This window comes from Deltaproteobacteria bacterium (assembly GCA_016875225.1).
GTDB lineage: Bacteria > Myxococcota_A > UBA9160 > SZUA-336 > SZUA-336 > VGRW01.
Genome location: VGRW01000044.1, coordinates 1 through 20,707, shown reverse-complemented (window position 1 = coordinate 20,707; position 20,707 = coordinate 1). Strand labels below are relative to the sequence as shown.

Sequence of the window (20,707 nt, the reverse complement as noted above, 5' to 3'; positions counted from 1 at the left end):
TGCTACGCCGCCCGCCGCAGCAGCGCCAGCGCCGCGAGCCCGATCCCGAGCAGAAGCGTGGTCGATGGCTCGGGCACCACGGTGATGGTGTAGTTCGTGATTGCGACGAGGTTGTTGTCGAAGACCGCGTCCTGACCCGCCTCGACCTCGGGCCCGACCAGCGTCACAGGGCCGCTCGACCTCGTGAGGATCGCGAGCAGCACACCCTGCGCGCCCGCCGCAGCGATCGTACCCGCGGCGCTGGCGTTGCTGATGATCGCGAAGTTCAGACCGATCGAGAGCGGATCGATCGTGAATGAGCTGTCGCCGACGCTGATCCCGGTGTTCAGAGGATTCAGCGTCATGCTCGTCAGATTTCCTGAAGTCAGAAGGTTGACCGCCCCGAGATTCGCGCCGCCGTTGTTGTTGACGCTCAGGCCGAACAGGTTCGTACTCGGCGACGCGCACATCGAGTTCGGCAGATCGCACCTGATCAGGAAGACGTCGATCTGCGCCCCGCTCGCAGAGCCATGGACGGCAAGACCCAGAACGAGAATCAAGGACACGGCGAACCGATTCATCAAGTACCCCCCAATGGATGTGACTCGCCGAGGACTCGCGACGCAGACACACGTCATGAGTCACTCGGCGCGAGGACACACTGTGACGTTCCACAGCTTTGTGTCAGCGGTGGTGTCCAGGACGCGCACGGCGCGCTGTCAACAGAACTCTCTCCGCGCGGGACAGATTTCCGCGAGCGGCGCGGGCGGCCCCTAGAACGAGAGGGCGGCCGTCAGCAGTCCGAGCGCGACGGCGAGCGCGAGCAGGATCTTCTCGGGACCCAAGCGACTGCCCCTCCGGAGGTCGGTCGTAGGCACGGCTCGTTTATCGCGCGGGACCCGGGTCCGGGCTGTGACTGGCGTCACCGGCGGGTGCGAGCTCCGGGTACGCGAACAGGCCGGGAGCGCCGCCGGTGTGCCAGAACAGGACGTTCGATCCCGGCAGGCCCCCGCCCCGCCTCAGCGCGATCAGCCCGGCCATCGCCTTTCCGGTGTAGACCGGGTCGAGCAGCAGCCCGTCGCTTCCGGCCGTCACGGCCAGAGCCTCGCGCAGCGCCTCTGTCGGGAGCCCGTAGCCGGGCCCGAGCCAGTCGTCGCGCAGGTCGATGCGCGCGTCCGGAAGCGCGGCGCCGCCCAGAAATCCGCGGGTCTTCTCGGCCAGGTCGCGAACCGCGGGGCGAACCTGCGCGGCCGGCGCGTAGACGCCGACCCCGATCACGGGGATCGCCAGGCCCAGCGCCTCGAGCCCGACGAGCAGCCCCGCGAGCGTTCCGCCGGTCGAGACCGCGAGCACGATCGCGTCGACGCGCAGCCGCTCGCGGTCGAGCTGCGCGGCGAGCTCGAGCGCGGCGGCCGCGTAGCCGAGACAGCCGGTCGGAGTCGAGCCGCCGGCGGGGATGAAGACGGCTTTTCCGCCGCGCGCTACGGCTGCGGCCTGGATCTCTTGCACCGCGCCGATCACGTCGGCAGGCCGATCGACGATCTGCACGCGCGCGCCGAGCCAGACGTCGAGCAGCCGGTTCCCGCTCGTCTCGTAGGCAGGGTCGCGGCCAGCGACCATCCGCGGCAGCACGAGCTCGCAGCGCAGGCCGAGCTTCGCGGCGGCGGCCGCGGTCTGACGCGCGTGGTTGGACTGAACGCCGCCGGTCGTGATCACGGTGTCTGCGCCGGCCGCGATCGCCTCGCCGAGCAGGAACTCGAGCTTGCGCACCTTGTTCCCGCCGAGCGCGAGCCCGGTGCAGTCGTCGCGCTTCGCGAAGACTCGCGGGCCGGGTCCGAGCGCGCGACTCAAGCCGTCGAGCGGCTCGAGCGGTGTCGGCAGATGGCCGAGCGCGACACGGGGCGCCCGTGCGAGCGCGGCCTCGAGCGCACTCACGCGCGGCTAGCGACCGGCGACCAGCCGGATCCGCGTTCCGCAGATCTCGGCGGTGTCACCGGAGACCCGCAAGCCGCGCGCCTTCGCGCGCGCGAGCGCGGCGACCGGATCGGGAACCGCGATGTCGACGCCGCCGACGCCCTCGCCGCGCCCGTCGCTGGCGCGCACGAAGCGCAGCGTTCCGGCGTCGAGGGGGATCTCGAGGCTTCCATCGCTCCGGCCGACCGGCTTGCGAGCGAAGATCTGCCCCCAGCGCGTCGCCAGCGCCGCGGGATCCGGGCTCTGCAGCTCCGCACCCGCGATCGCGCGCGCGCCGTCGGCGCGCACGTGCTTCTGCCAATCGGGGCCCGCCCAGCGCCACGACTCGGGCGGGGTCATCTGGTCGAAGGAGAGGATCGCCGCGCCGACGTCGCGCGGGTGCAGGTGCATCGTCGCCGCGTCGGAGAGCTTCACCTGCCAGACGACGCGAATGCCGAGCTCGTCGATCCGCTTGCGGTCGGCCGCGAGGTCGTCGGTCTGCACGATCACCATGTAGCCGCCGTCGCCGCCGCGGCGCTCGAGCAACCGCCCGGCCGTCGTGCCCTCGCGCACCGGCGAGACGACTTCGAGGAAGCTCGTGCCGATCGCGAGCAACGCGTTGTGCAGCCCGAACTCGGCCACCCCGGGGTCGCGGAAGCACTCCTCCGCGCCGAGCACCTCGCACAGATCCGCCAGAACCGGCTCGAGGTCGCGCGCGACGAGCGCAATCTGTCTGAGTCGCATGGCACAGTGTGGACCGTGGGCCCCGCAGGCGGCAACTCCCGCAAACGCATCCCCGCGAGCATCTGGGCGCTCGGGGGGGTGAGCCTGTTCATGGATGTCTCGTCCGAGATGATCCACGGGCTGCTGCCGCTCTACCTGGTGGGGACGCTTGGCGCGAGCCTGCTGGCCGTCGGCTGGATCGACGGCATCGCGGAGGCGACCGCCTCGATCACCAAGCTCTTCTCCGGCGCCTTCTCCGACTGGATCGGCCGGCGCAAGCCGCTTGCGCTCGCGGGGTACGGTCTCGCGGCGCTCTCCAAGCCGATCTTCCCGCTCGCCCCGACACTTTCCTGGGTCATCGCGGCGCGCTTCGTGGACCGCGTCGGCAAGGGGATCCGCGGCGCGCCGCGCGACGCGCTGATCGCCGAGCTCGCGCCGGGAGAGCTTCGCGGCGCGAGCTTCGGGCTTCGCCAGGCGCTCGACACGGTCGGCGCGTTCGCGGGGCCGCTTCTCGCGGTCGCGTGCATGGCGCTGCTGCACGACGACTTCCGCGCCGTGTTCTGGATCGCGGTCGCGCCGGCCTTCATCGCGGTTGCGCTGCTCGCGTTCGGCGTCTCCGAGCCGGACCAGACGCGAGCCGCGGCCGAGCGCCGAGCGCCGCTCGAGCTGGCGAGCCTGCGCAGACTCGGCGCGCCGTATCTGCGCGTGCTCGGAATCACCGCGCTGCTCGCGCTCGCGCGCTTCGGCGAGGCGTTCTTGATCCTGCGCGCAGGCTCCGTCGGGCTTCGCGCGACGCTCGGCCCGCTCGTGCTGGTGCTGATGAACGCCGTGTACATGCTCTCGGCGTACCCGGCGGGCGCGCTCTCGGACCGAATCGACCGCACGCGGCTCCTCGCGCTGGCCTGCGCGGTTCTGGTCGCGAGCGAGCTCGTGCTCGCGTTCTCGGCCGGCCTCGTCGGAGCCGCGCTCGGCGTCGCCCTCTTCGGCCTCCACCTCGGGTTGTCGCAGGGCCTGCTCGCGGCGCTCGTCGCGGACAGCGCGCCGCCCGAGCTTCACGGCACGGCCTTCGGCGTCTTCCACCTCGTGACCGGCGTGACGATTCTCGCCGCGAGCCCGTTCGCCGGCTGGCTCTGGGACGCGTACGGTGCGAGCGCGCCGTTCGCTGCGGGTGCGGCGTTCGCCGCGCTCGCGCTGGTCTCGTTGCTGCGCCGCAGGAGGAGCTGATGGATCTGGAGCTCGCGGGAAGGATCGCGTTCGTCTCGGGCAGCTACCGCGGCACCGGCGAGGGCATCGCGAAGGTGCTCGCGCGCGAGGGCGCGCACGTGCTCGTGCACGGCTTTCGCCCGGACGAGCCGGAGCGCGTGGTCGCCGAGATCCGCGCCGCGGGCGGCCGGGCCGATGGCGTCTCGGGCGACATCACCAGCGACGAGGGCGCGGCGCGCGCGGTCGAGGCAGCCCTGCACGCGGTCCCCCACGTGGACGTTCTGGTCAACAACTACGGCGTCGCGGAGGGGCCCGGCTGGCTCGACGGCTCGACGGGCGACTGGCTCTCGATCTACCAGAAGAACGTGCTCTCCGCGGTGCGACTCACGCAGGCGTTCGTCCCGGGAATGCGCTCGCGCGGCTTTGGCCGGGTGATCTTCGTCGGCACGATCGGCTCGAGCCGGCCGGCCGCGCGAATGCCGCACTACTACGCGTCGAAGGCGGCGCTGCCGAACATGACGGTGAGCCTGGCCAAGGAGCTCGCCGGGAGCGGCGTGACGGTGAACCTGGTCAGCCCGGGGCTGATCGCCACACGCGAGGTGTTGGAGCGCCTGTCGGAGGCGCGCCTGCGCGAGAACCCATCGGGCTCGGCCTGCACGCCCGAGGACGTCGGGAATCTCGTCGCCTGGCTCGCGAGCCCGCTCTCTCGCTCGGTGAACGGCTCCAATCTGCGCATCGACGGAGGCTCGGCCGACAGCGTGAATTGACCCGCCGCGACATGTAAGATGCGCGGCGACTAGAATTCCCGAGGAGGAGCCGAGTTGGCCGGGATCACGCGCTACGGGAGCTATCTGCCGTACAACCGCCTGCAACGCGCCGCGATGGGCGCGGGCAAGGGCGAGCGGACCGTCGCGAGCTACGACGAGGACGCCGTCTCGATGGGCGTCGAGGCCGCGCGCGACGCGGTGCGCGGCGCAAGCGACATCGACACGCTGATCTTCGCGACCACGAGCCCGCCGTACGCGGAGAAGCTCAACGCCGCGACGCTGGCCGCGGCGCTCGATCTGCCGAGGACGCTGCGGTCGCTCGAGCTCGGCGCGTCGACGCGAATGGGTCTGGGCGCGCTGCTCGCGGGCGCGGACGCGGCTTCGGCCGGCGGCCGCGCGCTGGTCGTGGCCGCCGACGTGGTGATCGGCGCGCCGGGCGGCGGACGCGAGAGCGGAAGCGGCGACGGCGCGGTCGCGTTCGTGACCGGCCCCGACTCCGAGGCGATCGCGAAGGTCGTCGGCCGCGCCTCCGCCACCGCCGAGATCCTCGACGTCTGGCGGCTGCCGACGGATCCGTTCGCGAAGCAGTGGGAGGAGCGCTTCGGCGCCGAGACGCTCGGGCCGATCGTGCTCGACACGGCGACGCGCGCGCTGAAGAGCGCGGGCATCGGCCCCGCGGATCTCGCGACCGTGATCCTCGACGGAACCAACGCGCGCGCGATGGCGGTGATTCCCGAGGCGCTGCGGCTCAAGCCCGAGCAGCTCGCAGACCCGCTGCTCGGCGCGGTGGGGCGGACCGGCTCCGCGCACGCGGGGCTCCTGCTCGCGCGCGCGCTCGACCGCGCCCGCGCGGGCGATCGCATCCTGGTCGTCGCCGGTGGCGACGGCTGCGACGCGATCGTGCTCGAGGTGACCGCGAAGGTCGAGGCCGCGCGCCCGGTCCACTCCGTCGACCGCTGGCTCGGCAGCAAGCGCAACGACCTGCCCTACAACACCTACCTGAAGTGGCGAGGAATCCTGCCGTTCGAGCCGCCGCGGCGGCCGGAGCCCGAGCGCCCGGCGGCGCCGCCGATGCAGCGCGCCGGCCACTGGAAGCACGCGTTCTTCGGCTCGCGCTGCGAGGCCTGCGGCACCGGCCACCTGCCGCCGCAGCGCGTCTGCGTGAAGTGCGCGGCGGTCGACCAGATGCGCGAGGAGCGCTTCTCCGAGGCGTCGTGCAAGGTCGCGACCTACACGCTCGACCACCTGGCCTACACGCTGCAGCCGCCGGTCGTCGCCGCGATCGTCGACTTCGAGGGCGGCGGGCGGCTCTCCTGCGAGCTCACCGACGTGGATCCGAAGTCGGTCGCGATCGGCAACGAGCTCGAGATGACGTTCCGCAGGCTCTACACCGGACAGGGCGTCCACAACTACTTCTGGAAGGCGCGCCCGAAGCGCTAGCTTCCGGCGAGCAAGGAGTCTCCATGGCCTCCAATGGAATCAAGGACCGCGTCGCGATCGTGGGCATGGGCTGCACGCCGTTCGGCGAGCACTGGGACAAGGGCGCCGACGATCTGCTCGTCGACGCGGCGACCGAGGCCTGGAAGTCCGCCGGCGTCGGTCCGGACGACATCGACGCGTACTGGCTCGGCACGATGGGGAGCGGCGTCTCGGGACTGATGCTCTCCGAGGCACTGAAGCTCGCGTACAAGCCGGTCACCCGGCTCGAGAACATGTGCGCGACGGGCTCCGAGGCGATGCGCAACGCGGCCTACGCGGTGGCGAGCGGCGCCTACGACCTGGTGATGGCGATCGGGGTCGAGAAGCTGAAGGACTCCGGCTTCTCCGGGCTCACCGGCAGCCGCCCGCCGTCCGACGGCACCGACCCGACGATGACCGCGCCGGCGACCTTCTCGCTGCTCGCTCCCGCCTACGCCAAGAAGTACGGCGTGGACGAGGCGACGCTGAAGCAGGTGCTGGCGCGAATCGCCTGGAAGAATCACAGGAACGGCGCGAAGAACCCGAAGGCCCAGTTCCGCAAGGAAGTGGCGATGGACAAGATCTGCGCCTCGCCGTCGGTCGCCGGCATGCTCGGCATCTTCGACTGCTCCGGCGTCTCGGACGGCTCGGCCGCCGCAATTCTGTGTCGGGCCGAGGACGCGCACAAGTACACCAAGCACCCGATCTACCTGAAGGCGCTTTCCTTCGCCGCGGGCCCGGCCGAGGGCTACTTCAGCCAGGACTACGACTTCACGAGCTTCCCCGAGGTGGTCGCGAGCTCCCGGGACGCCTACAAGCAGGCGGGCGTCACCGACCCGCGCGCGCAGATCAGCATGGCCGAGGTGCACGACTGCTTCACGCCGACCGAGCTCGTGCTGATGGAGGACATGGGCTTCTCTCCGCGCGGCCAGGCCTGGAAGGACGAGCAGGAGGGCCGCTTCGACCTCGAGGGCGCGCAGCCGGTGAATCCCGACGGCGGGCTGAAGAGCTTCGGCCACCCGATCGGCGCCTCGGGGCTCCGCATGATGTACGAGATGTGGCTGCAGCTCCGCGGCGAGGCGGGAGCGCGCCAGATCAAGAGCCCGAAGCTCGGCCTGACGCACAACCTCGGCGGAGCGCCGGGCCGCTGCGTCAGCTTCGTCTCGATCGTGGGGAGCGAGCTCGGCTGAGAGGCGATGATCCGCCTGAGCTTCCCGCTGCGCCGGCTTCCGAGCCTCTCGCGCGCCGAGTTCCAGCGCTACTGGCGCGAGACGCACGGGCCGCTGGTCGCGAGTGTCGCGCGCGCGCTGCGGATCCGGCGCTATCTGCAGTCGCACAGCGTGGACGATCCGCTCTACGACGGCCTTCGCGCCGCGCGGACCGGAATGCACGAGCCCTTCGACGGCGTCGCGTGCCTGTGGTGGGACTCTCGCGACGATCTTCTCGCAGCGCTCGGGAGCGAGGCCGGTCGCAAGGCGGGGGCGCTCCTGCTCGAGGACGAGAAGCGCTTCATCGACCTCGCGCGCTCGCCGCTCTGGCTCGGCCAGGAGATCGCGCAGATCAACCCGATGCCCGAGAACTCGATCGTGGCCTGGCCCGCGAGCTCCTGGATCAAGCTCTGCTACCTGCTGCAGCCGAAGCCCGGGATGAGCGTCGCCGCCTGCCACGCGACCTGGAACATGGATCACGGCTACCTGCTCCGGCGGCACAGCGGCGCGACGCGCTTCGCGCGGTACATCCAGACCCACACGCTCGACGACGAGCTGAACGCGGCGTTTCGCGCGAGTCGCGGCGGGCCGCCCGCGTACGCCGGGCTCACCGAGGCCTGGTTCGACCGCTACGACCTGGTCCGGATCCTGGCCGATCCGACAAGCGAGGGCGCGCGCGGCTTCGGGCTGTTCTTCGAGGACGAGAAGCGCTTCATCGACTTCTCGCGCTCCACGCTCTTCGCGAGCAAGGAGATCGTCTTCGTCGACGAGGGCACGAGCTGAGCGGCGCGGCGCGCGCGCGGCGCGCAGGTCTTGCTATATACGCGGCGTGAGCTCGAGCCCGAATCCCCCGACCGCGCCCGCGCCGTTCTCCGAGAAGGGCTTCTACCTGGAGGAGTTCCACGGGAAGACGCTCGCGGTCGCCGCGCCCGCCGCGGAGCTGCGTCAGCCCGGGAAGCTCGTGGAGGTGATGGACGAGCTCGCGCGAAACGAGATCAACGTGATCCTGATCTCGACCGAGCGCTCCGCGCTCGAGCCGCTGGTCGGCGAGAACGTGCTCTCGATGGCGACGCCGCGGCTGGAGGGCACGGTCTGGCGCAAGCTCCACGACGAGTCGCGGCTCGGGCTCGTCGTGGGCGGGTCGCTCGCGTTCGCACCGGCCTGCCGCGAGGCGGCGGTGCGGCTGGGAATCGCGAAGCTGGTCTGGATCGACCGCGACGGAGGCCTGCTGCGCGAGAACCGCGAGCGGATCTCGTTCGTGCACCTCGACGAGCTGCGCGAGATTCTCGGCTCGGGTGCGCCCGCGAACCAGCGCCGCACCGCGCTGCTTCGCGAGGTCGAGGCGATGCTCGTGGCCGGCGTGCCCGCGGTGAACGTCTGCACGCTCGAGGGTCTGGCCGACGAGCTCTTCACCTACGCGGGCTCGGGCACGCTCTTCACGGAAGAGCGCTACATGATCGTGCGGCGACTCGTGCTCGACGACTACGACGCCGCGTCCGACCTGATCGCGCGCGGAACCGCGGAAGGCTATCTCGCCGCCCGCTCGCCGGAGCAGCACGACCTGGTCCTCGCCAGCGGCTTCGGCGCGTTCGTCGAGGGCCAGCACCTGGCGGGGATCGGTGCGCTGCTGGTCGACGAGACCACGCGCTCGGCGGAGATCGCGTCGCTGTACACGCTGACGCGCTTCCTCGGCGAGGGCGTCGGCGGGCACCTGGTCGCGTACGCGCTGGCGCGCGCGCGCGAGCGGGGCCTGGAGTTCGTCTACGCGTGCACGACCTCTGAACGAGTCGGCGCGTTCTTCGAGCGCCACGCGTTTCACGTTGCGGGGCCGGGCGACGTTCCCGTCTCGAAGTGGCGCGGCTACGACCCCGACCGGCGAACCCGCGTCGCCTGCTACCGGATGGATCTCGCGGACGCCGCCTCGAAGTCGGGGGCGACCGTCTCCAGCTGAAGCGGCGCCGCGTTTCCGACCACGCCCGGCGCGAGCTCGATCGCGCGCGCGTGGAGCCTCATCCGCTCGGATTGGCTCGCGTCCGGGTCGTAGAGCGGGTCGCCGACGATCGGGTGGCCGAGGTGCGCCAGGTGCACGCGAAGCTGGTGCTGTCGCCCGGTCACCGGCTCGAGCGCAAGCTCGCTCGAGGCGACGCCCGATCTCACGAGTCGAACGCGCGAATGCGCTGGCGCCCCGAGCGGGTCCACTCGGAAGCGCGGCGGCGCGGAGCCCGCGCGCGCGAGCGGCAGCCGCACGTCGAGAGTCACGCCCGGGGCCTGAAGCCGCTCGCCCGCGTCCCCTCGCACGACCGCGTCGTAGAAGCGCCGAACCTCGCCGCGACTGAATGCGGCGGAGATCCGCATTTGCGCCGCGCGCGTGAGCGCCACGAGAACCAGGCCTGACGTCTCGCGATCGAGGCGGTGCGGGAGCCAGGGTCCGCCCGGATCCGAGTCACTCGCGTGGGTGAGCGTGAGCGCGGTGAGCAGCGTGCGCTTGATCGTGTTCCCGGCGGGATGGCAAGGCACGCCCGCGGGCTTCTCGACCGCGAGCCAGCCCTCCCCGCGCGCGAGCACCGGCAACGCGAGGAGGTCGTCGAGGGGCTCGGCGGAGTCGCGCGCGCGCTTCTCGATCCGGAGCTGCAGGTGTTGGCCGGCGACCGCGGGCCTGGCCGCGCGCGCCTCCGGCGCTCCGTCGATGCTCGCACGCCCGGCGCGGATCCATCCCGCGATGCGAGACCTCGACGCGAACGGCAGGTGCATGGCGAGCAGGCGATCGATCCGGAGCCCGTGCTCGTCCGGCGCGACGCGGAGCGAGAACTCCTCCTCGGGCTCGAGCAGTCGCAGGACGTCCAAACCCGCGGCTCCGCCCTACTCTTCGTCCACTTCTTGCGCCTCGTGCTCCTCGATCTGCCGGCGCACGTCGTCCATGTCGAGCGCCTTCACCTTCTGGATCAGATCCTCGAGCGCCTCGGCCGGCAGCGCGCCGGGCTGCGAGAACACGCAGATCTGCTCGCGGAAGATCATCAGCGTGGGGATCGAGCCGATCTCGAAGGCGCTCGCCAGCGCGGACTCGTCGTCGGTGTTCACCTTCGCGAAGACCGCGTCGCCGTGCAGCTCGGAAGCGGCCTCGAAGACCGGCGCGAAGCTCCGGCACGGTCCGCACCACGGCGCCCAGAAGTCCACGATCACCAGAGAGTTGTCAGTGATGCTCTGCTCGAAGCTCTCCGCCGTGAGACCGATGATCGGCATGGACACTCCTGCTCAGGGGCTCGACGTCGCCTGGAGAAAACCGCCCGCGACCCAGCCTTCGAGACCGCCCTCGTCCGGGCGAATCCGCTTCCAGCCGTCCATCTGCTCGAGCACGCGGACCTGCGCGCCCTGGGCCAGCCTGCCGACGATCCCGTGCTCGGTGCCGGGTCCCGCGCGGACGTTCAGGCTCGTCGCCGTCACGACCTCGAGCGGGAACGTCTCGATTCCGGGCGGAATCGGCGCCTCCGCCTCTGCGGCTTCCGGCTCCGGCGCGGTGCGGCAGCCGCTCGCGCCAGTCACGAGCACGGCGATCGCGATCAAGGCCGCGAGAATCGACCCGAGCTGACTCAATTCGCTCCTCCCGTCCTCTGCGAGGACCTGATCCCGAGTGCCAAGCTATCACGGAACACGCGCGGGTCGTCGCTAATGACGGCGCGTGAGCTGGAAAGTGCTGAAGGCCTGATCCGCGAGCGTCACGTCCGGGTCGAGCGCCTCGACGTAGACGCTGGTCGAGGTCCGCTCTTTCAGGTTGTACATGACCGAGCGCGTGGCGATCCACGCGCCCTCGAAGTTCTCGATGCTGCCGGACTCGGCGACCATCTCGCGCATGGGCACTCCGTTCTGGTCGCGGTAGATCGTGCGCAGCGGGATGTAGTGCTCCTGGTCGATCCAGGTGCGCATGGTCTGGTACTCGGAGTCGACGAACGGCTTCATCGTCACCTCGAGCACGTAGGCGCGGACTCCGTCGACCTCTGCGTCGGGCAGGCGCTGGTACTCCGCATCCTCGATGCTCTTCCAGCCGATGTCGTCGAAGGTGTAGTCGGTGCCCATGATGCCGACTCCCGAGAGGCGCACGCGGCGGACGCGGCCCGTGGCCGGCGACCAGATGAACTGGTCGTTGGAGCGGTCCTTGTTGACGACCATCAGGAATCCCGTCTGACGCATGTCCTCGGGATCCGAGAACTTCACCAGCGTCTTGGCGACCACGCCGTCGTGGGACTTCTTCTCCGAGTCGCGGTAGTCCTTCCAGCGCACCCAGAAGCGCGAGCGCTGCTCGTTGCCGCCCGGGTCGCGCGAGACGACGGTCTGCCACTGCACCGCCGAGTGCAGGCGGTTGTCGAGGAATCGGTCGAAGATCTCGCGGCCCGAGAGCGAGCCGCCCTCCGGGATCGCCGCCTCGATCTCCTCACGCGCCGGCAACTCGATCTCTGCCGCACCGCCAGGCATGGCGATGGCCGCGAAGACGAGGGCCGCCCCGAGGAGGGAGGCTGCGCGGACGGGGGCAGGCATCGCCGCTTGTATCGCCGAAACACGGCATCCCGGTCAACCCTCGGCCGACCGAGCGCGTTCTTGCCAGATGCGCCGGCGAGGCGCAGCCTGACGCGTCGATGGCGAGAATTCCGACCGCGATCGTGACGGGCGTTTCGGCTGCGGAGCTCGCTCCGCGCGCGGTGGAGCGGGAGCTGCGGGGCTGGCTCGAGCGCGGCGCGAAGCTCCGCTGCGCGGGAGAAGGCAGGAGCGATCCCGAGCGGCTGCTGCGGCGCTATCCGCCGCGGCACAAGCTCGAGCTCTTCGACACGGTCTTCTACCTCGCGCACCTGCGCTCGGACGTGAACGCGCGCTTCTTCGTGACGTGGGTGCTGCCCGACGCGAAGCGCCCGACCCCGTCGAGTCGAAAGTCGCTCTTCGCGCGCATCTTCTACAAGGACGCGTCGCTGATCTGGCGCTCCGCGAGTCACTTCGCGCGTTCCGAGCGCGAGAACTGGATCGGCAAGGGCGATCTGAAGTGGGTGGTCGAGAACGGCGAGAAGGTGCGCTGCACGGCCGAGGAGACCACGAACCTGCCCTTCGAGATCCAGCCCGCGCTCGACGCGCTGACGCGCGCGGTGGCGCGCCCGGTTCGCGACGAGCGCGCGATGTCGCGCGTGCTGCGGCGCGCGCCCGACACGCGGATCGAGCCGTACGGGGACTTCACCGCGCCGCGGCGCAGCGCCCAGGCCGATCCGCGCAACCGGATCCACGGCGGCAGGCCGATCGCCCGCTTTGCGAAGCCGAACGATCCCGAGTCGCTTCGCTTCGCGCGCGGCTACGAGCCGGACTTTGCGGGCGGGATGCTCGAGGTCGACTCGATCGCAAGCCGGCTCTACGGCGGCGAGATCCGCAAGTTCCGCGTCCTCTCCGCGAATCGCCGCATCCAGTGGCAGTTCGTCGCCGCGCCCAGACAGGTGTGGATCGTCCCGCCGCAGGCGCTCACGACGGAGCTGTCGAGCTTCGGCGTGCGCACGATCGACGTGAACGCCGACGAGGACCTCTTCGTGCCCGGCTACGAGTACCACTTCATGGACGAAGCCGAGGACCCGCCCGCGCTGTACAGCCAGATTCCGCCCGGCTTCGCGGGCGAGATCAGCGAGGTGGACCCGGCGCGCGCCGACGCGTCCCCTTGGCTGGAGCGGCTGCCGGTGCTCCGGGAATTCCGCCGCGCGATCGGGCATCCTGCGCCGCGGAAGTGAGGGGAAGGCAGAGGCGATGATGAACGAGCTCGGTTTCTACACGCTCGCGGGGCAGCCGAAGTCGCCGCGCGATCTGATCGACGAGGTCCGCGCCGGCGAGGCGCTCGGGCTGGGCTCCGCGTTCATCTCGGAGCGCTTCAACGTGAAAGAGGCCGCGACGCTCTCGGGCGCCGTCGGCGCGGTCTCGACGCGGCTCGGCATCGCGACGGCCGCGACCAATCACAACACCCGACACCCGATGGTGACGGCCGCGTACGCGATGACGATGCACCGACTGACCGATGGCCGCTTCTCGCTCGGCCTGGGCCGCGGCATCGCGCCGATGTTCCGGGCCTACGGCCTGCCCAAGGTCACCACCGCGCAGCTCGAGGACTTCGTGGGAATCCTGCGCCGCCTGTTCCGCGGCGAGACCATCTTCGCGCACGACGGCCCCGCCGGGCGCTACCCGCTGCTCTCGCTCGGCCCCGACTACGCGGGCGAGATCCCGCTCACGTTCACCGCCTTCGGCCCGAACTCGCTCGCGCTCGGCGGGCGCGCGTTCGACGCCGTGGTGCTCCACACCTTCTTCAGCGACGAGACGACCGCGCGCTGCGTTCGCGCGGTGAAGCAGGCGGCCGAGCGCGCGGGGCGCGATCCCGCGCGGGTGCGGGTCTGGTCGTGCTTCGCGACCGTCGGCGACCACCTGCCCGAGCCTCTGCGCCTGAAGAAGACCGTCGGCCGGATGGCGACCTACCTGCAGGCCTACGGAGACCTGATGGTCGAGACGAATCGCTGGGACCCGGCGCCTCTCGCGCGCTTCCGCGCCGACCCGCTCGTGTCGACATTCCCCGGCGCGATCGACGCGAAGGCGACGACGGAGCAGCTGGAGCAGATCGCGAAGCTGGTCCCCGCCGAATGGCTGGCCCCGGCCGCGACCGGCAGCCCCGAGGCGTGCGTCGCGAAGATCGAGAACCAGCTCGCGCTGGGCTGCGACGGGGTGATCCTGCACGGCGCGACACCGACCGAGCTCGAGCCGATCGTCTCGGCCTACCGCAAGACGCGCGTGGCCGCGCGCTTCGCGCACCTGCGCGCGAACCCCGCCGCCTGAGCGGCGCTACTTCGTCGGATCCGGGGGGAAGAGCCTGCGCAGCAGCGGATCGGTCGGCAGGCCCACGTAGCGGCGGAAGCGCCAGTGCCGATACACGAACTCGGTCGCGAACAAGAGCCCCGTGAGCAGGTACGCGACGAGCCCGGTGTAGAGCGCCCAGCTCGCGCGAGTGCCGAAGAGCGCGAGCCAGGCGCTGACCCCCGCGTTGGCGGCGAAGAACGCGCACCAGATCGCCGTCACCCTCCGGCAGTACGCGGTCAGCTCCTGCGAACCCGCGGCGCCGTGCGCGAGCGCGAGCGACTCGATCACCGTCTCGCGCGAGGCGAACGACGCCGCGAAGACCGCGAGCAGCGCCAGATTCACGAGCGCCGGCGAGAGCAAGAGGCCCCGCGGGTCGTTCCAGACCAGCGAGATGGCGCTTGCAGCGGTGATGGCGACGGCCACGGGGCCGGCGATTCGCGCGTACGTCGCGAGCCGCCGCTTGGCCAGCGTGGCCAGACGAAGCGCGTACAGGGCCAGGATCGCGAGCGCGATCGCGCGCGGCGACGCCAGGTCGAGCGCGAAGTAGACGAGCAGCGGATAGCCGAGCGCGATCAGGATCGGGAGCAAGCCTGGAGATCCCCTTCTGCGGCGCCGCTCGAAGGCGCGGCGCCAACGGGGCTAGTGTATTCTGCGGCGCGTGCGGGTGACCGAGCGGAGCGTGCCTTGAGTCACGGCGGCAGCTGGGCCGGAATCGCCGAGAGCGGGTCGCTCGCCTGGCTGTTCATCCTGCGCGGGTTCTATCGGACCTTCGGACGCCGCGCTTCGGTCGCGCTGCTGCGCCCGATCGTCGCCTACTTCTTCGTCACCGGGCGCGCCTCGCGCCCGGCGTCCCTGGACTACCTGCGCACGCTCTGGTCGACCCCGCGCGGGCGCGAGGCGCTCGGCGAGCCACCGGGACTCCGGCACGTCTTCCGGCACCTGCACTCGTTCGCCGAGAACCTGCTCGACCGCATGATCCTGTGGAGCGGCGACGAGGAGTCGATCACGATCGCGGATCACGGCCGCGAGCACCTCGAGGCGCTCGTGCGCGCGGGCCGCGGCGGGATCCTGCTCTCGTCCCACATCGGCAGCTTCGACATGCTTCGCGCGCTCTCGGCGCAGACCGGAATCAAGCTGAACGTGCTGATGTTCACGCGCCACGCCGTGCGCATCAACTCGTTCTTCGAGCGCCTCCAGTCCGGCCGGAACTTGCGCCTGATCCGCTTCGAGCCCGGCACGCTCGACGCCGCCTTCGAGATGCGCGCGGCGATCGCGCGCGGCGAGTTCGTCGGCATCCTCGGCGATCGCGTCTGGCCGTCGGAGCAGGACCGCACCGTCGAGGTCTCGTTCCTCGGCCGCCCGGCGCGGCTTCCGCTCGGGCCGTTCCTGCTCCAGGGCGTGCTCGGCTGCGCGATGCTCTACACGTCCTGCATCCGCACCGGTCCGGGGCGCTACACCGCCACGACCCGCGTCTTCGCGCCCGAGGGCGCGGTCCCGCGCGCCGAGCGCGAGAAGCACGCGGAGCAGCTGGTGCAGAAATTCGCGGGAATTCTGGAGGACGGCTGCGTCGAAGCGCCCTACCAGTGGTTCAACTTCTTCCCGTTCTGGGGCGAGCGCGCGCGAGCGCCGCGCGCGCTCGTCCGTGCGCTCGCGCTGGCGCTCGCGGCCGTGATCGGCTCCGGCTGCGCCGCCGGGCGCTCGGCCACGCAGACCGCGCGCGGCTGGCTCGGCATGGAGACGCGCGCGCCGCGCGCGTACTACGCGGGCGCTGCGCGCGCGAAGCTCTACCGCGCGCCCGACGCGACGTCCGCGGTCGTCGGACAGCTCGCGCTGCACGAGGGCGTGCTCTGCTACGAGCTCGACGGGGATTTCTGCTACGTGAAGGCCGAGCGGAGCGGGAACGAGGGCTGGGTGCTGAACGCGGATCTGATCGACAGACTTCCGCGCGCGAGCGCGCCGGCTCGGAATGTCGCCGCGCCCGCCGCACCGGCGCCGGAGCCCGAGCCGGAGCTCGAACCGGAGCCAGATGCGCCCGCTCCAGGGAAGAAGTCGGTGTTCGACCCCTACTGAGTGGAATGACGCAACCCGCTCCCAGGCTGCAGTCGTGGGCCGAGTCGTGGTGGCGGGCGATCGCCGACCTCGGCCGAGCCACGAACGAGCGCCGCGAGGTCGTGCTCCAAGAGGTGCAGGTGGGATCCGTCCCCACCCTCACCTACTACGCGCTGCTCGGGATCTCCGAGCTGATCGCGGGCTTCGCGCTGATCATCGACAGCGACGCGACGCTGATCGGCGCGAACATCGTGGCGCCGCTCATGACGCCGATCTTCGGCATCGCGCTCGGTCTCGTGCGCGGCGACCTGCGCCTGCTGCGCACCGCGCTCGTCGCGGAGTTCGGCGGCGCGGCCTTCGGGGTCGCGCTCTGCTTCCTGCTCGGCCTGCTGCCGATCGCGGTCGAGGCCACGCCCGGCCTGCTCGCGCAGACCCGGCCGACGCTGATCGACCTGATGGTCGCGGCGCTGGCCGGCATGGCCGGAGCGCTCGCGATGATCGACGAGCGGGTTTCCCCGGCGCTGCCGGGCGTGGCGATCGCGACCGCGCTGAACCCGCCGATCGCCGCGATCGGGATCTGCCTGTCGCTGGGCGCCTACGAGGGGGCGCTGCAGGCGTTCGTGCTCTTCTCGGCGAACGTGCTCGCGATCCTCGCCGTCGCGGCGGCGATGTTCCTGCTGGCGGGCTTCGTCACGCGCGCCGAGATGGGGTCGCTGCGAAACGTGGCGCGCCGCCTCGCGCCCGCCGCGCTGGGGCTGATCGTGATCACGGCTCTGCTCACGAGCTTCCTGGTCGGCCGCGTGCGCGAGCTGCGCATCGAGCGGACCATCGCCGAGACGCTCGACCGCGAGCTCGCGCAGGAGCCGAGCACGGCGCTCGAGAGCATCGAGTTCGACTACGGGCGCGAGGGGCTGCAGGTGCTGTCGACGGTGCGGACGCCGCGCGTGATCCCGCCCGAGCGCGTGAAGCGGATCCAGGACGCGCTCGGCGCAGCGCTGGACGAGACAGTGACTCTCTTCCTGCGCTGCGCGATGACGAAGGACGTGACCGCGACCGGCACGGCCAGCCTGCGCCCGTACCTGAGCTTGAACGGGCGGGTGGTCGAGGCGCCGATCGCACCCCGGATGCGGCTGCTGCAGCAGGCCGAGCAGCTCGCGCGAGAGGTGGCGTCGACCCGCCCCGCCCTCGAGCTGATCGACACCGATCTCGTCGAGGCGCCGTCGGGCCCGGTGATCGTGGTCTCGATCCAGACGCCGCGCGATCCGTCGCCAGAGAACGTGTCGGCCTTCGAGGCGGCGCTTCGCGAGCGGCTCGCGGACCCGAGCGTGCGCGTGGTGGTGCGGCGCATGGAGTCGAGCGACACGACCTCGAAGGGCCGGATCCTCTACGGAGCGGCGCACTTCGACACCTCGAGCGACGAGCTGCGCGCGCGCCGCGCCATCGTCGAGGGCGCGGTGAGAGCTCGGCTCGAGGCCCTGCCCCAGCTCTTCGTCACCGCGATCGACGCCGTGACCGGCGGACGCGGCTGGAGCGTGCGTGCCGAGGCCAGCTGCGCGCGAATGCCCACCCCCGCGGAGATCCGCTCGGCCGAACGAACCCTGGCCAAGCAGCTCGGCGAGCCGATCGCGATCTCGCTGCGCGCGCGCGTCGAGCTCGTCGTCACGGGAGCGCGCTACGAGGGGCTCGGCGGTCCGACCGCGACTCCAACCTCGCCCTAGCGGTGGAACGAGATCCCGTCGAAGCGGCCGTCCACGAGCGTGCCCTTCTCGCCGCGCACGATCGCCTCGATGTCGGCGAGCGCGCCGATCGCCGCGGTGTGGCCGGTCGCGCGCGCGAACTGACAGGCGGCTTCGACCTTCGGCCCCATCGAGCCGGCCGGGAATTCGTGGCTCGCGAGCGCGTCGGGATGCGCGCGGTGGATGCCGCGCTGCTTCGGCGTGCCCCAGTCGAGAAACACGGCGTCGGCGTCGGTGGCCATCACGAACAGGTCGGCGGCGACCTCGCGCGCGAGCAGCTCGGAGCAGGCGTCTTTGTCGACCACGGCCTCGACGCCGACGAGCTTCCGCGCGGCGCCGGGCTCGTACATGGTCGGGATTCCGCCGCCGCCGGCGCAGATCACGACGCAGCCGCGCTCGAGCAGCCAGCGGATCGGGCGGATCTCGAAGATGCGCTTGGGCAGCGGAGACGCGACCACTCGTCGCCACTTGTCGCCATCCTGCTTGAACACCCAGCCCTTCTGCGCGGCGATGCGGTCGGCGTCGGCCTTCGCGTACACGGGCCCGACGAACTTGGCCGGGTCGCGGAAGCCGGGATCGGCCGGGTCCACCTCGACCATCGTCAGCATCGTGGCGAACGGAACCTCGAACGGCAGCAGGTTGCCGAGCTCCTGCTCGATCACGTAGCCGATCATGCCCTCGGTCTGCGCGCCGAGCACGTCGAGCGGGAACGCCTCGTCGGGCTTGTAGGCCGCGCCCTGCAGCGCGAGCAGGCCGACCTGCGGGCCGTTTCCGTGGCTGATCACGAGCTGGTTCTGCGCCGCCAGCGGCGCGAGCGCCTCTGCCGCGATGCGCACGTTGCGGCGCTGCGCCTCCGCGGTGAGCGGCTCGCCGCGACGGAGCAGCGCGTTCCCTCCCAGTGCGACGACGATGCGCAACGCGCTAGTCCCCGAGCGTCGCGACGAGCAGCGCCTTGATCGTGTGCAGGCGGTTCTCGGCTTGCTCGAAGGCGACGTTGCACTCCGACTCGAAGACCTCGTCGGTCACCTCGAGCCCGTCGCTGATGCCGTAGGTCTCCGCGATCTGCTTGCCGAGCGTCGTCTCCGTGTCGTGGAAAGCGGGCAGGCAGTGCATGAATCGGACGTTCGGGTTCCCGCTGGCCTTCACGACCTTCATGTTCACCTGGTACGGAAGCAGCAAGCCAATGCGTTCCTTCCAGACCTCCTTGGGCTCGCCCATCGAGACCCAGACGTCGGTGTGGATGAAGTCGACGCCGTTCACCGCGTCCGCCACGTCGTCGGTGATGGTGAGCTTCCCGCCGTACCGCTTCTCGAGGTCGCGCGCGATCTTCTGGTACTCGTCGGCGGGCCAGAGCTTCTTCGGCCCGCAGATGCGCACGTCCATCCCCATCAGACAGCCCGCGATCATCAGCGAGTGGCCCATGTTCGAGCGCGTGTCTCCGAGATAGGCGTACTTGATCTCGGAAATCGGCTTGTCGCCGTGCTCGCGCATGGTCATGACGTCCGCGAGCATCTGCGTCGGGTGGTACTCGTCGGTGAGCCCGTTGTAGACGGGCACGCCCGCGTACTTCGCGAGCTGCTCGAGCCCGGCCTGCGACGCGCCGCGGTACTCGAGCGCGTCGAACATGCGGCCGAGCACGCGCGCGGTGTCCTTGAACGACTCCTTGTGGCCGATCTGCGATCCGGCGGGGTCGAGGTAGGTCACGTTCGCGCCCTGATCGTGGCAGGCGACCTAGAATGCGCAGCGCGTGCGCGTGGAGGTCTTCTCGAAGATCAGGCAGATCTCCTTGCCCTCGAGGTGCTTCTGCTCGGTGCGCGCGTACTTGGCGCGCTTCAGGTCGCGGGCCAGATCGAGCAGGTACTTGAACTCGCGCTGCGTGTAGTCCTGGACGGTGAGCAGCGAGCGGTTGCGCAGGTTGAAGCTCATGCGGGGGACTCCTCTCCGCAGGCGGGATCGCGCCGCCCGCTCAGAAGCTCAGCTTCGCGTAGAGCATGAAGTGCAGCCACCAGCTGCCGCCCTCCGCCTCGGCGTACTGCTTCATGGCGGCTCCCGGATCGAGCGCCGACGCCACGCCCGAGAACGAGAGGTGGTCGTTCGCCGTCCAGTCGGCGATCAGGTCGAACCCCTGGCCCACATACTTGCTGTGGATCAGCGCGGCGCGCGGGTTGAGATCGCGGGCGACGATCTCGTCGACGGGATCGATCAGTCGGTAGTAGTTGTAGACGAGCTGCAGGGTCAGCGACTCGCCGGGCTCACCGCGCAGGCGCAGCGTGTGCATCGCGAGATCTCGGTTGAGCGCGACGAAGCCTCCGATGATCTCGCCGACGTACCAGGTGCTCCAGTCGTCGAAGCCGTACCAGAGCGGATCCCAGACCTCGAGGTCCGCGCTGCCCTCGTCATCGCCGCCGAACCAGGCGTAGCGGTACGACAGGTAGGGCGTCCAGATCAGGCCGTCGAAGGCATGGCCTGCCTCTGCGTACCAGGCGCTGGAGCTCTGCGAGCTGCCGTTCACCTCCAGCGCGTACTCGCCCGAAAAGTGGAAGGCGCGGTCGCAGGGCAGCGGCGTCAGATCGACTCGCCAGCCCAAATGGCTCATTCCGTCGCGAAGCTCGCTCTGCGAGTCGAAGACGTTCAAGTAGCTCATGCCGACCACACCGGTATCGCGCATGGTGTACTCGAAGTTCGCCCCGGCCACGTCGGTGCTCGTGTACGCCTCGTCGTTGGGCTTCAGGTAGAACCCTTCGAGCTGGTAGGGGCCGCTCCGGAGTCTTTT

20 protein-coding genes and 1 pseudogene are annotated in these 20,707 nt (G+C 70.8%); 10 read left to right on the top strand and 11 right to left on the bottom strand.

Annotated features, from left to right (window positions below; all coding sequences use genetic code 11):
* Window positions 1-2: 2 nt before the first annotated feature.
* The 3 genes from FJ108_11665 to FJ108_11655 all read right to left on the bottom strand — a co-directional run bounded on the left by FJ108_11665 (window position 3) and on the right by FJ108_11655 (window position 2,676).
* Entirely contained in the window at window positions 3-617 is a 615-nt protein-coding gene (locus FJ108_11665) for a PEP-CTERM sorting domain-containing protein (GenBank protein MBM4336551.1), read from the bottom strand.
* Window positions 618-864: 247 nt separating this feature from the next.
* Window positions 865-1,914 carry a D-cysteine desulfhydrase family protein gene (locus tag FJ108_11660; GenBank protein ID MBM4336550.1) on the bottom strand — a complete coding sequence of 350 codons (1,050 nt, stop codon included), beginning with the start codon at window positions 1,912-1,914 and terminating at the stop codon, window positions 865-867.
* Between the two features lie 6 nt (window positions 1,915-1,920).
* A complete protein-coding gene (locus FJ108_11655) occupies window positions 1,921-2,676 on the bottom strand; it encodes a hypothetical protein (GenBank protein MBM4336549.1) in 756 nt (251 codons plus the stop codon).
* Between the two features lie 90 nt (window positions 2,677-2,766).
* On the opposite strand from FJ108_11655, the gene FJ108_11650 reads away from it, so the two are divergent.
* The 6 genes from FJ108_11650 (at window position 2,767) to FJ108_11625 (ending at window position 9,242) form a co-directional block, all read left to right on the top strand.
* The gene (locus tag FJ108_11650; GenBank protein MBM4336548.1) at window positions 2,767-3,879 is read left to right on the top strand and encodes an MFS transporter; all 1,113 of its coding nucleotides are present in this window, start codon (window positions 2,767-2,769) and stop codon (window positions 3,877-3,879) included.
* Window positions 3,879-4,625, top strand: coding sequence for an SDR family oxidoreductase (locus FJ108_11645; GenBank protein MBM4336547.1), 747 nt, complete (start codon window positions 3,879-3,881; stop codon window positions 4,623-4,625). The genes FJ108_11650 and FJ108_11645 overlap by 1 nt, the downstream gene beginning before the upstream one ends.
* Window positions 4,626-4,739: 114 nt before the next feature.
* Entirely contained in the window at window positions 4,740-6,065 is a 1,326-nt protein-coding gene (locus FJ108_11640; protein MBM4336546.1) for a hydroxymethylglutaryl-CoA synthase family protein, read from the top strand.
* Between the two features lie 23 nt (window positions 6,066-6,088).
* Complete coding sequence (locus FJ108_11635) at window positions 6,089-7,273, top strand: acetyl-CoA acetyltransferase (GenBank protein ID MBM4336545.1); 1,185 nt, start codon at window positions 6,089-6,091, stop codon at window positions 7,271-7,273.
* Window positions 7,274-7,279: 6 nt separating this feature from the next.
* The gene (locus tag FJ108_11630) at window positions 7,280-8,074 is read left to right on the top strand and encodes an EthD family reductase (protein MBM4336544.1); all 795 of its coding nucleotides are present in this window, start codon (window positions 7,280-7,282) and stop codon (window positions 8,072-8,074) included.
* Between the two features lie 46 nt (window positions 8,075-8,120).
* Window positions 8,121-9,242 (top strand): GNAT family N-acetyltransferase, encoded by a 1,122-nt coding sequence (locus FJ108_11625; GenBank protein ID MBM4336543.1) that lies wholly within the window; start codon window positions 8,121-8,123, stop codon window positions 9,240-9,242.
* Here FJ108_11625 and FJ108_11620 read toward each other — a convergent pair.
* The 4 genes from FJ108_11620 to FJ108_11605 all read right to left on the bottom strand — a co-directional run bounded on the left by FJ108_11620 (window position 9,185) and on the right by FJ108_11605 (window position 11,821).
* On the bottom strand, window positions 9,185-10,135 hold the full coding sequence (locus tag FJ108_11620; protein ID MBM4336542.1) for an RluA family pseudouridine synthase: 951 nt from the start codon (window positions 10,133-10,135) through the stop codon (window positions 9,185-9,187). The two genes, FJ108_11625 and FJ108_11620, sit on opposite strands and share 58 nt — an antisense overlap.
* A 15-nt stretch (window positions 10,136-10,150) precedes the next feature.
* Window positions 10,151-10,531, bottom strand: coding sequence for a thioredoxin (trxA, locus tag FJ108_11615; GenBank protein ID MBM4336541.1), 381 nt, complete (start codon window positions 10,529-10,531; stop codon window positions 10,151-10,153).
* A 12-nt stretch (window positions 10,532-10,543) separates the two neighbouring features.
* The gene (locus FJ108_11610; protein MBM4336540.1) at window positions 10,544-10,882 is read right to left on the bottom strand and encodes an SH3 domain-containing protein; all 339 of its coding nucleotides are present in this window, start codon (window positions 10,880-10,882) and stop codon (window positions 10,544-10,546) included.
* 72 nt (window positions 10,883-10,954) lie between these two features.
* Window positions 10,955-11,821: an outer membrane lipoprotein-sorting protein gene (locus FJ108_11605; protein MBM4336539.1), complete on the bottom strand. Its 867-nt coding sequence runs from the start codon at window positions 11,819-11,821 to the stop codon at window positions 10,955-10,957.
* A gap of 98 nt (window positions 11,822-11,919) precedes the next feature.
* Here FJ108_11605 and FJ108_11600 point away from each other — a divergent pair, with 98 nt between their 5' ends.
* Window positions 11,920-13,041 carry a hypothetical protein gene (locus FJ108_11600; protein MBM4336538.1) on the top strand — a complete coding sequence of 374 codons (1,122 nt, stop codon included), beginning with the start codon at window positions 11,920-11,922 and terminating at the stop codon, window positions 13,039-13,041.
* A gap of 16 nt (window positions 13,042-13,057) precedes the next feature.
* Entirely contained in the window at window positions 13,058-14,128 is a 1,071-nt protein-coding gene (locus FJ108_11595) for a TIGR03857 family LLM class F420-dependent oxidoreductase (GenBank protein ID MBM4336537.1), read from the top strand.
* A gap of 6 nt (window positions 14,129-14,134) precedes the next feature.
* Here the strand turns inward: FJ108_11595 and FJ108_11590 are convergent, their stop codons facing one another.
* On the bottom strand, window positions 14,135-14,737 hold the full coding sequence (locus FJ108_11590; protein MBM4336536.1) for a hypothetical protein: 603 nt from the start codon (window positions 14,735-14,737) through the stop codon (window positions 14,135-14,137).
* A gap of 96 nt (window positions 14,738-14,833) precedes the next feature.
* Between FJ108_11590 and FJ108_11585 the strand changes: the two genes are divergently transcribed.
* Window positions 14,834-16,219, top strand: coding sequence for a hypothetical protein (locus tag FJ108_11585; GenBank protein ID MBM4336535.1), 1,386 nt, complete (start codon window positions 14,834-14,836; stop codon window positions 16,217-16,219).
* A 5-nt stretch (window positions 16,220-16,224) separates the two neighbouring features.
* Window positions 16,225-17,916 (top strand): DUF389 domain-containing protein, encoded by a 1,692-nt coding sequence (locus tag FJ108_11580; GenBank protein MBM4336534.1) that lies wholly within the window; start codon window positions 16,225-16,227, stop codon window positions 17,914-17,916.
* Here the strand turns inward: FJ108_11580 and arcC are convergent.
* The 3 genes and pseudogenes from arcC to FJ108_11565 all read right to left on the bottom strand — a co-directional run.
* Window positions 17,913-18,851 carry a carbamate kinase gene (arcC, locus tag FJ108_11575; protein MBM4336533.1) on the bottom strand — a complete coding sequence of 313 codons (939 nt, stop codon included), beginning with the start codon at window positions 18,849-18,851 and terminating at the stop codon, window positions 17,913-17,915. The genes FJ108_11580 and arcC overlap by 4 nt on opposite strands.
* 4 nt (window positions 18,852-18,855) lie before the next feature.
* A pseudogene (locus tag FJ108_11570) lies at window positions 18,856-19,860 on the bottom strand (ornithine carbamoyltransferase).
* Between the two features lie 40 nt (window positions 19,861-19,900).
* Window positions 19,901-20,707: hypothetical protein (locus FJ108_11565; protein ID MBM4336532.1), on the bottom strand; the 807-nt coding region annotated here is incomplete at its 5' end.

Bases quoted from the DNA above. Each gene is read 5' to 3' on its own strand.
- FJ108_11665 (MBM4336551.1), bottom strand. From the start codon at position 617: ATGACGTGTGTCTGCGTCGCGAGTCCTCGGCGAGTCACATCCATTGGG.
- FJ108_11655 (MBM4336549.1), bottom strand. From the start codon at position 2,676: ATGCGACTCAGACAGATTGCGCTCGTCGCGCGCGACCTCGAGCCGGTT.
- FJ108_11650 (MBM4336548.1), top strand. From the start codon at position 2,767: ATGGATGTCTCGTCCGAGATGATCCACGGGCTGCTGCCGCTCTACCTG.
- FJ108_11645 (MBM4336547.1), top strand. From the start codon at position 3,879: ATGGATCTGGAGCTCGCGGGAAGGATCGCGTTCGTCTCGGGCAGCTAC.
- FJ108_11640 (MBM4336546.1), top strand. From the start codon at position 4,740: ATGGGCGCGGGCAAGGGCGAGCGGACCGTCGCGAGCTACGACGAGGAC.
- FJ108_11635 (MBM4336545.1), top strand. From the start codon at position 6,089: ATGGCCTCCAATGGAATCAAGGACCGCGTCGCGATCGTGGGCATGGGC.
- FJ108_11630 (MBM4336544.1), top strand. From the start codon at position 7,280: ATGATCCGCCTGAGCTTCCCGCTGCGCCGGCTTCCGAGCCTCTCGCGC.
- trxA (MBM4336541.1), bottom strand. From the start codon at position 10,531: ATGCCGATCATCGGTCTCACGGCGGAGAGCTTCGAGCAGAGCATCACT.
- FJ108_11605 (MBM4336539.1), bottom strand. From the start codon at position 11,821: ATGCCTGCCCCCGTCCGCGCAGCCTCCCTCCTCGGGGCGGCCCTCGTC.
- FJ108_11600 (MBM4336538.1), top strand. From the start codon at position 11,920: ATGGCGAGAATTCCGACCGCGATCGTGACGGGCGTTTCGGCTGCGGAG.
- FJ108_11595 (MBM4336537.1), top strand. From the start codon at position 13,058: ATGATGAACGAGCTCGGTTTCTACACGCTCGCGGGGCAGCCGAAGTCG.
- FJ108_11580 (MBM4336534.1), top strand. From the start codon at position 16,225: ATGACGCAACCCGCTCCCAGGCTGCAGTCGTGGGCCGAGTCGTGGTGG.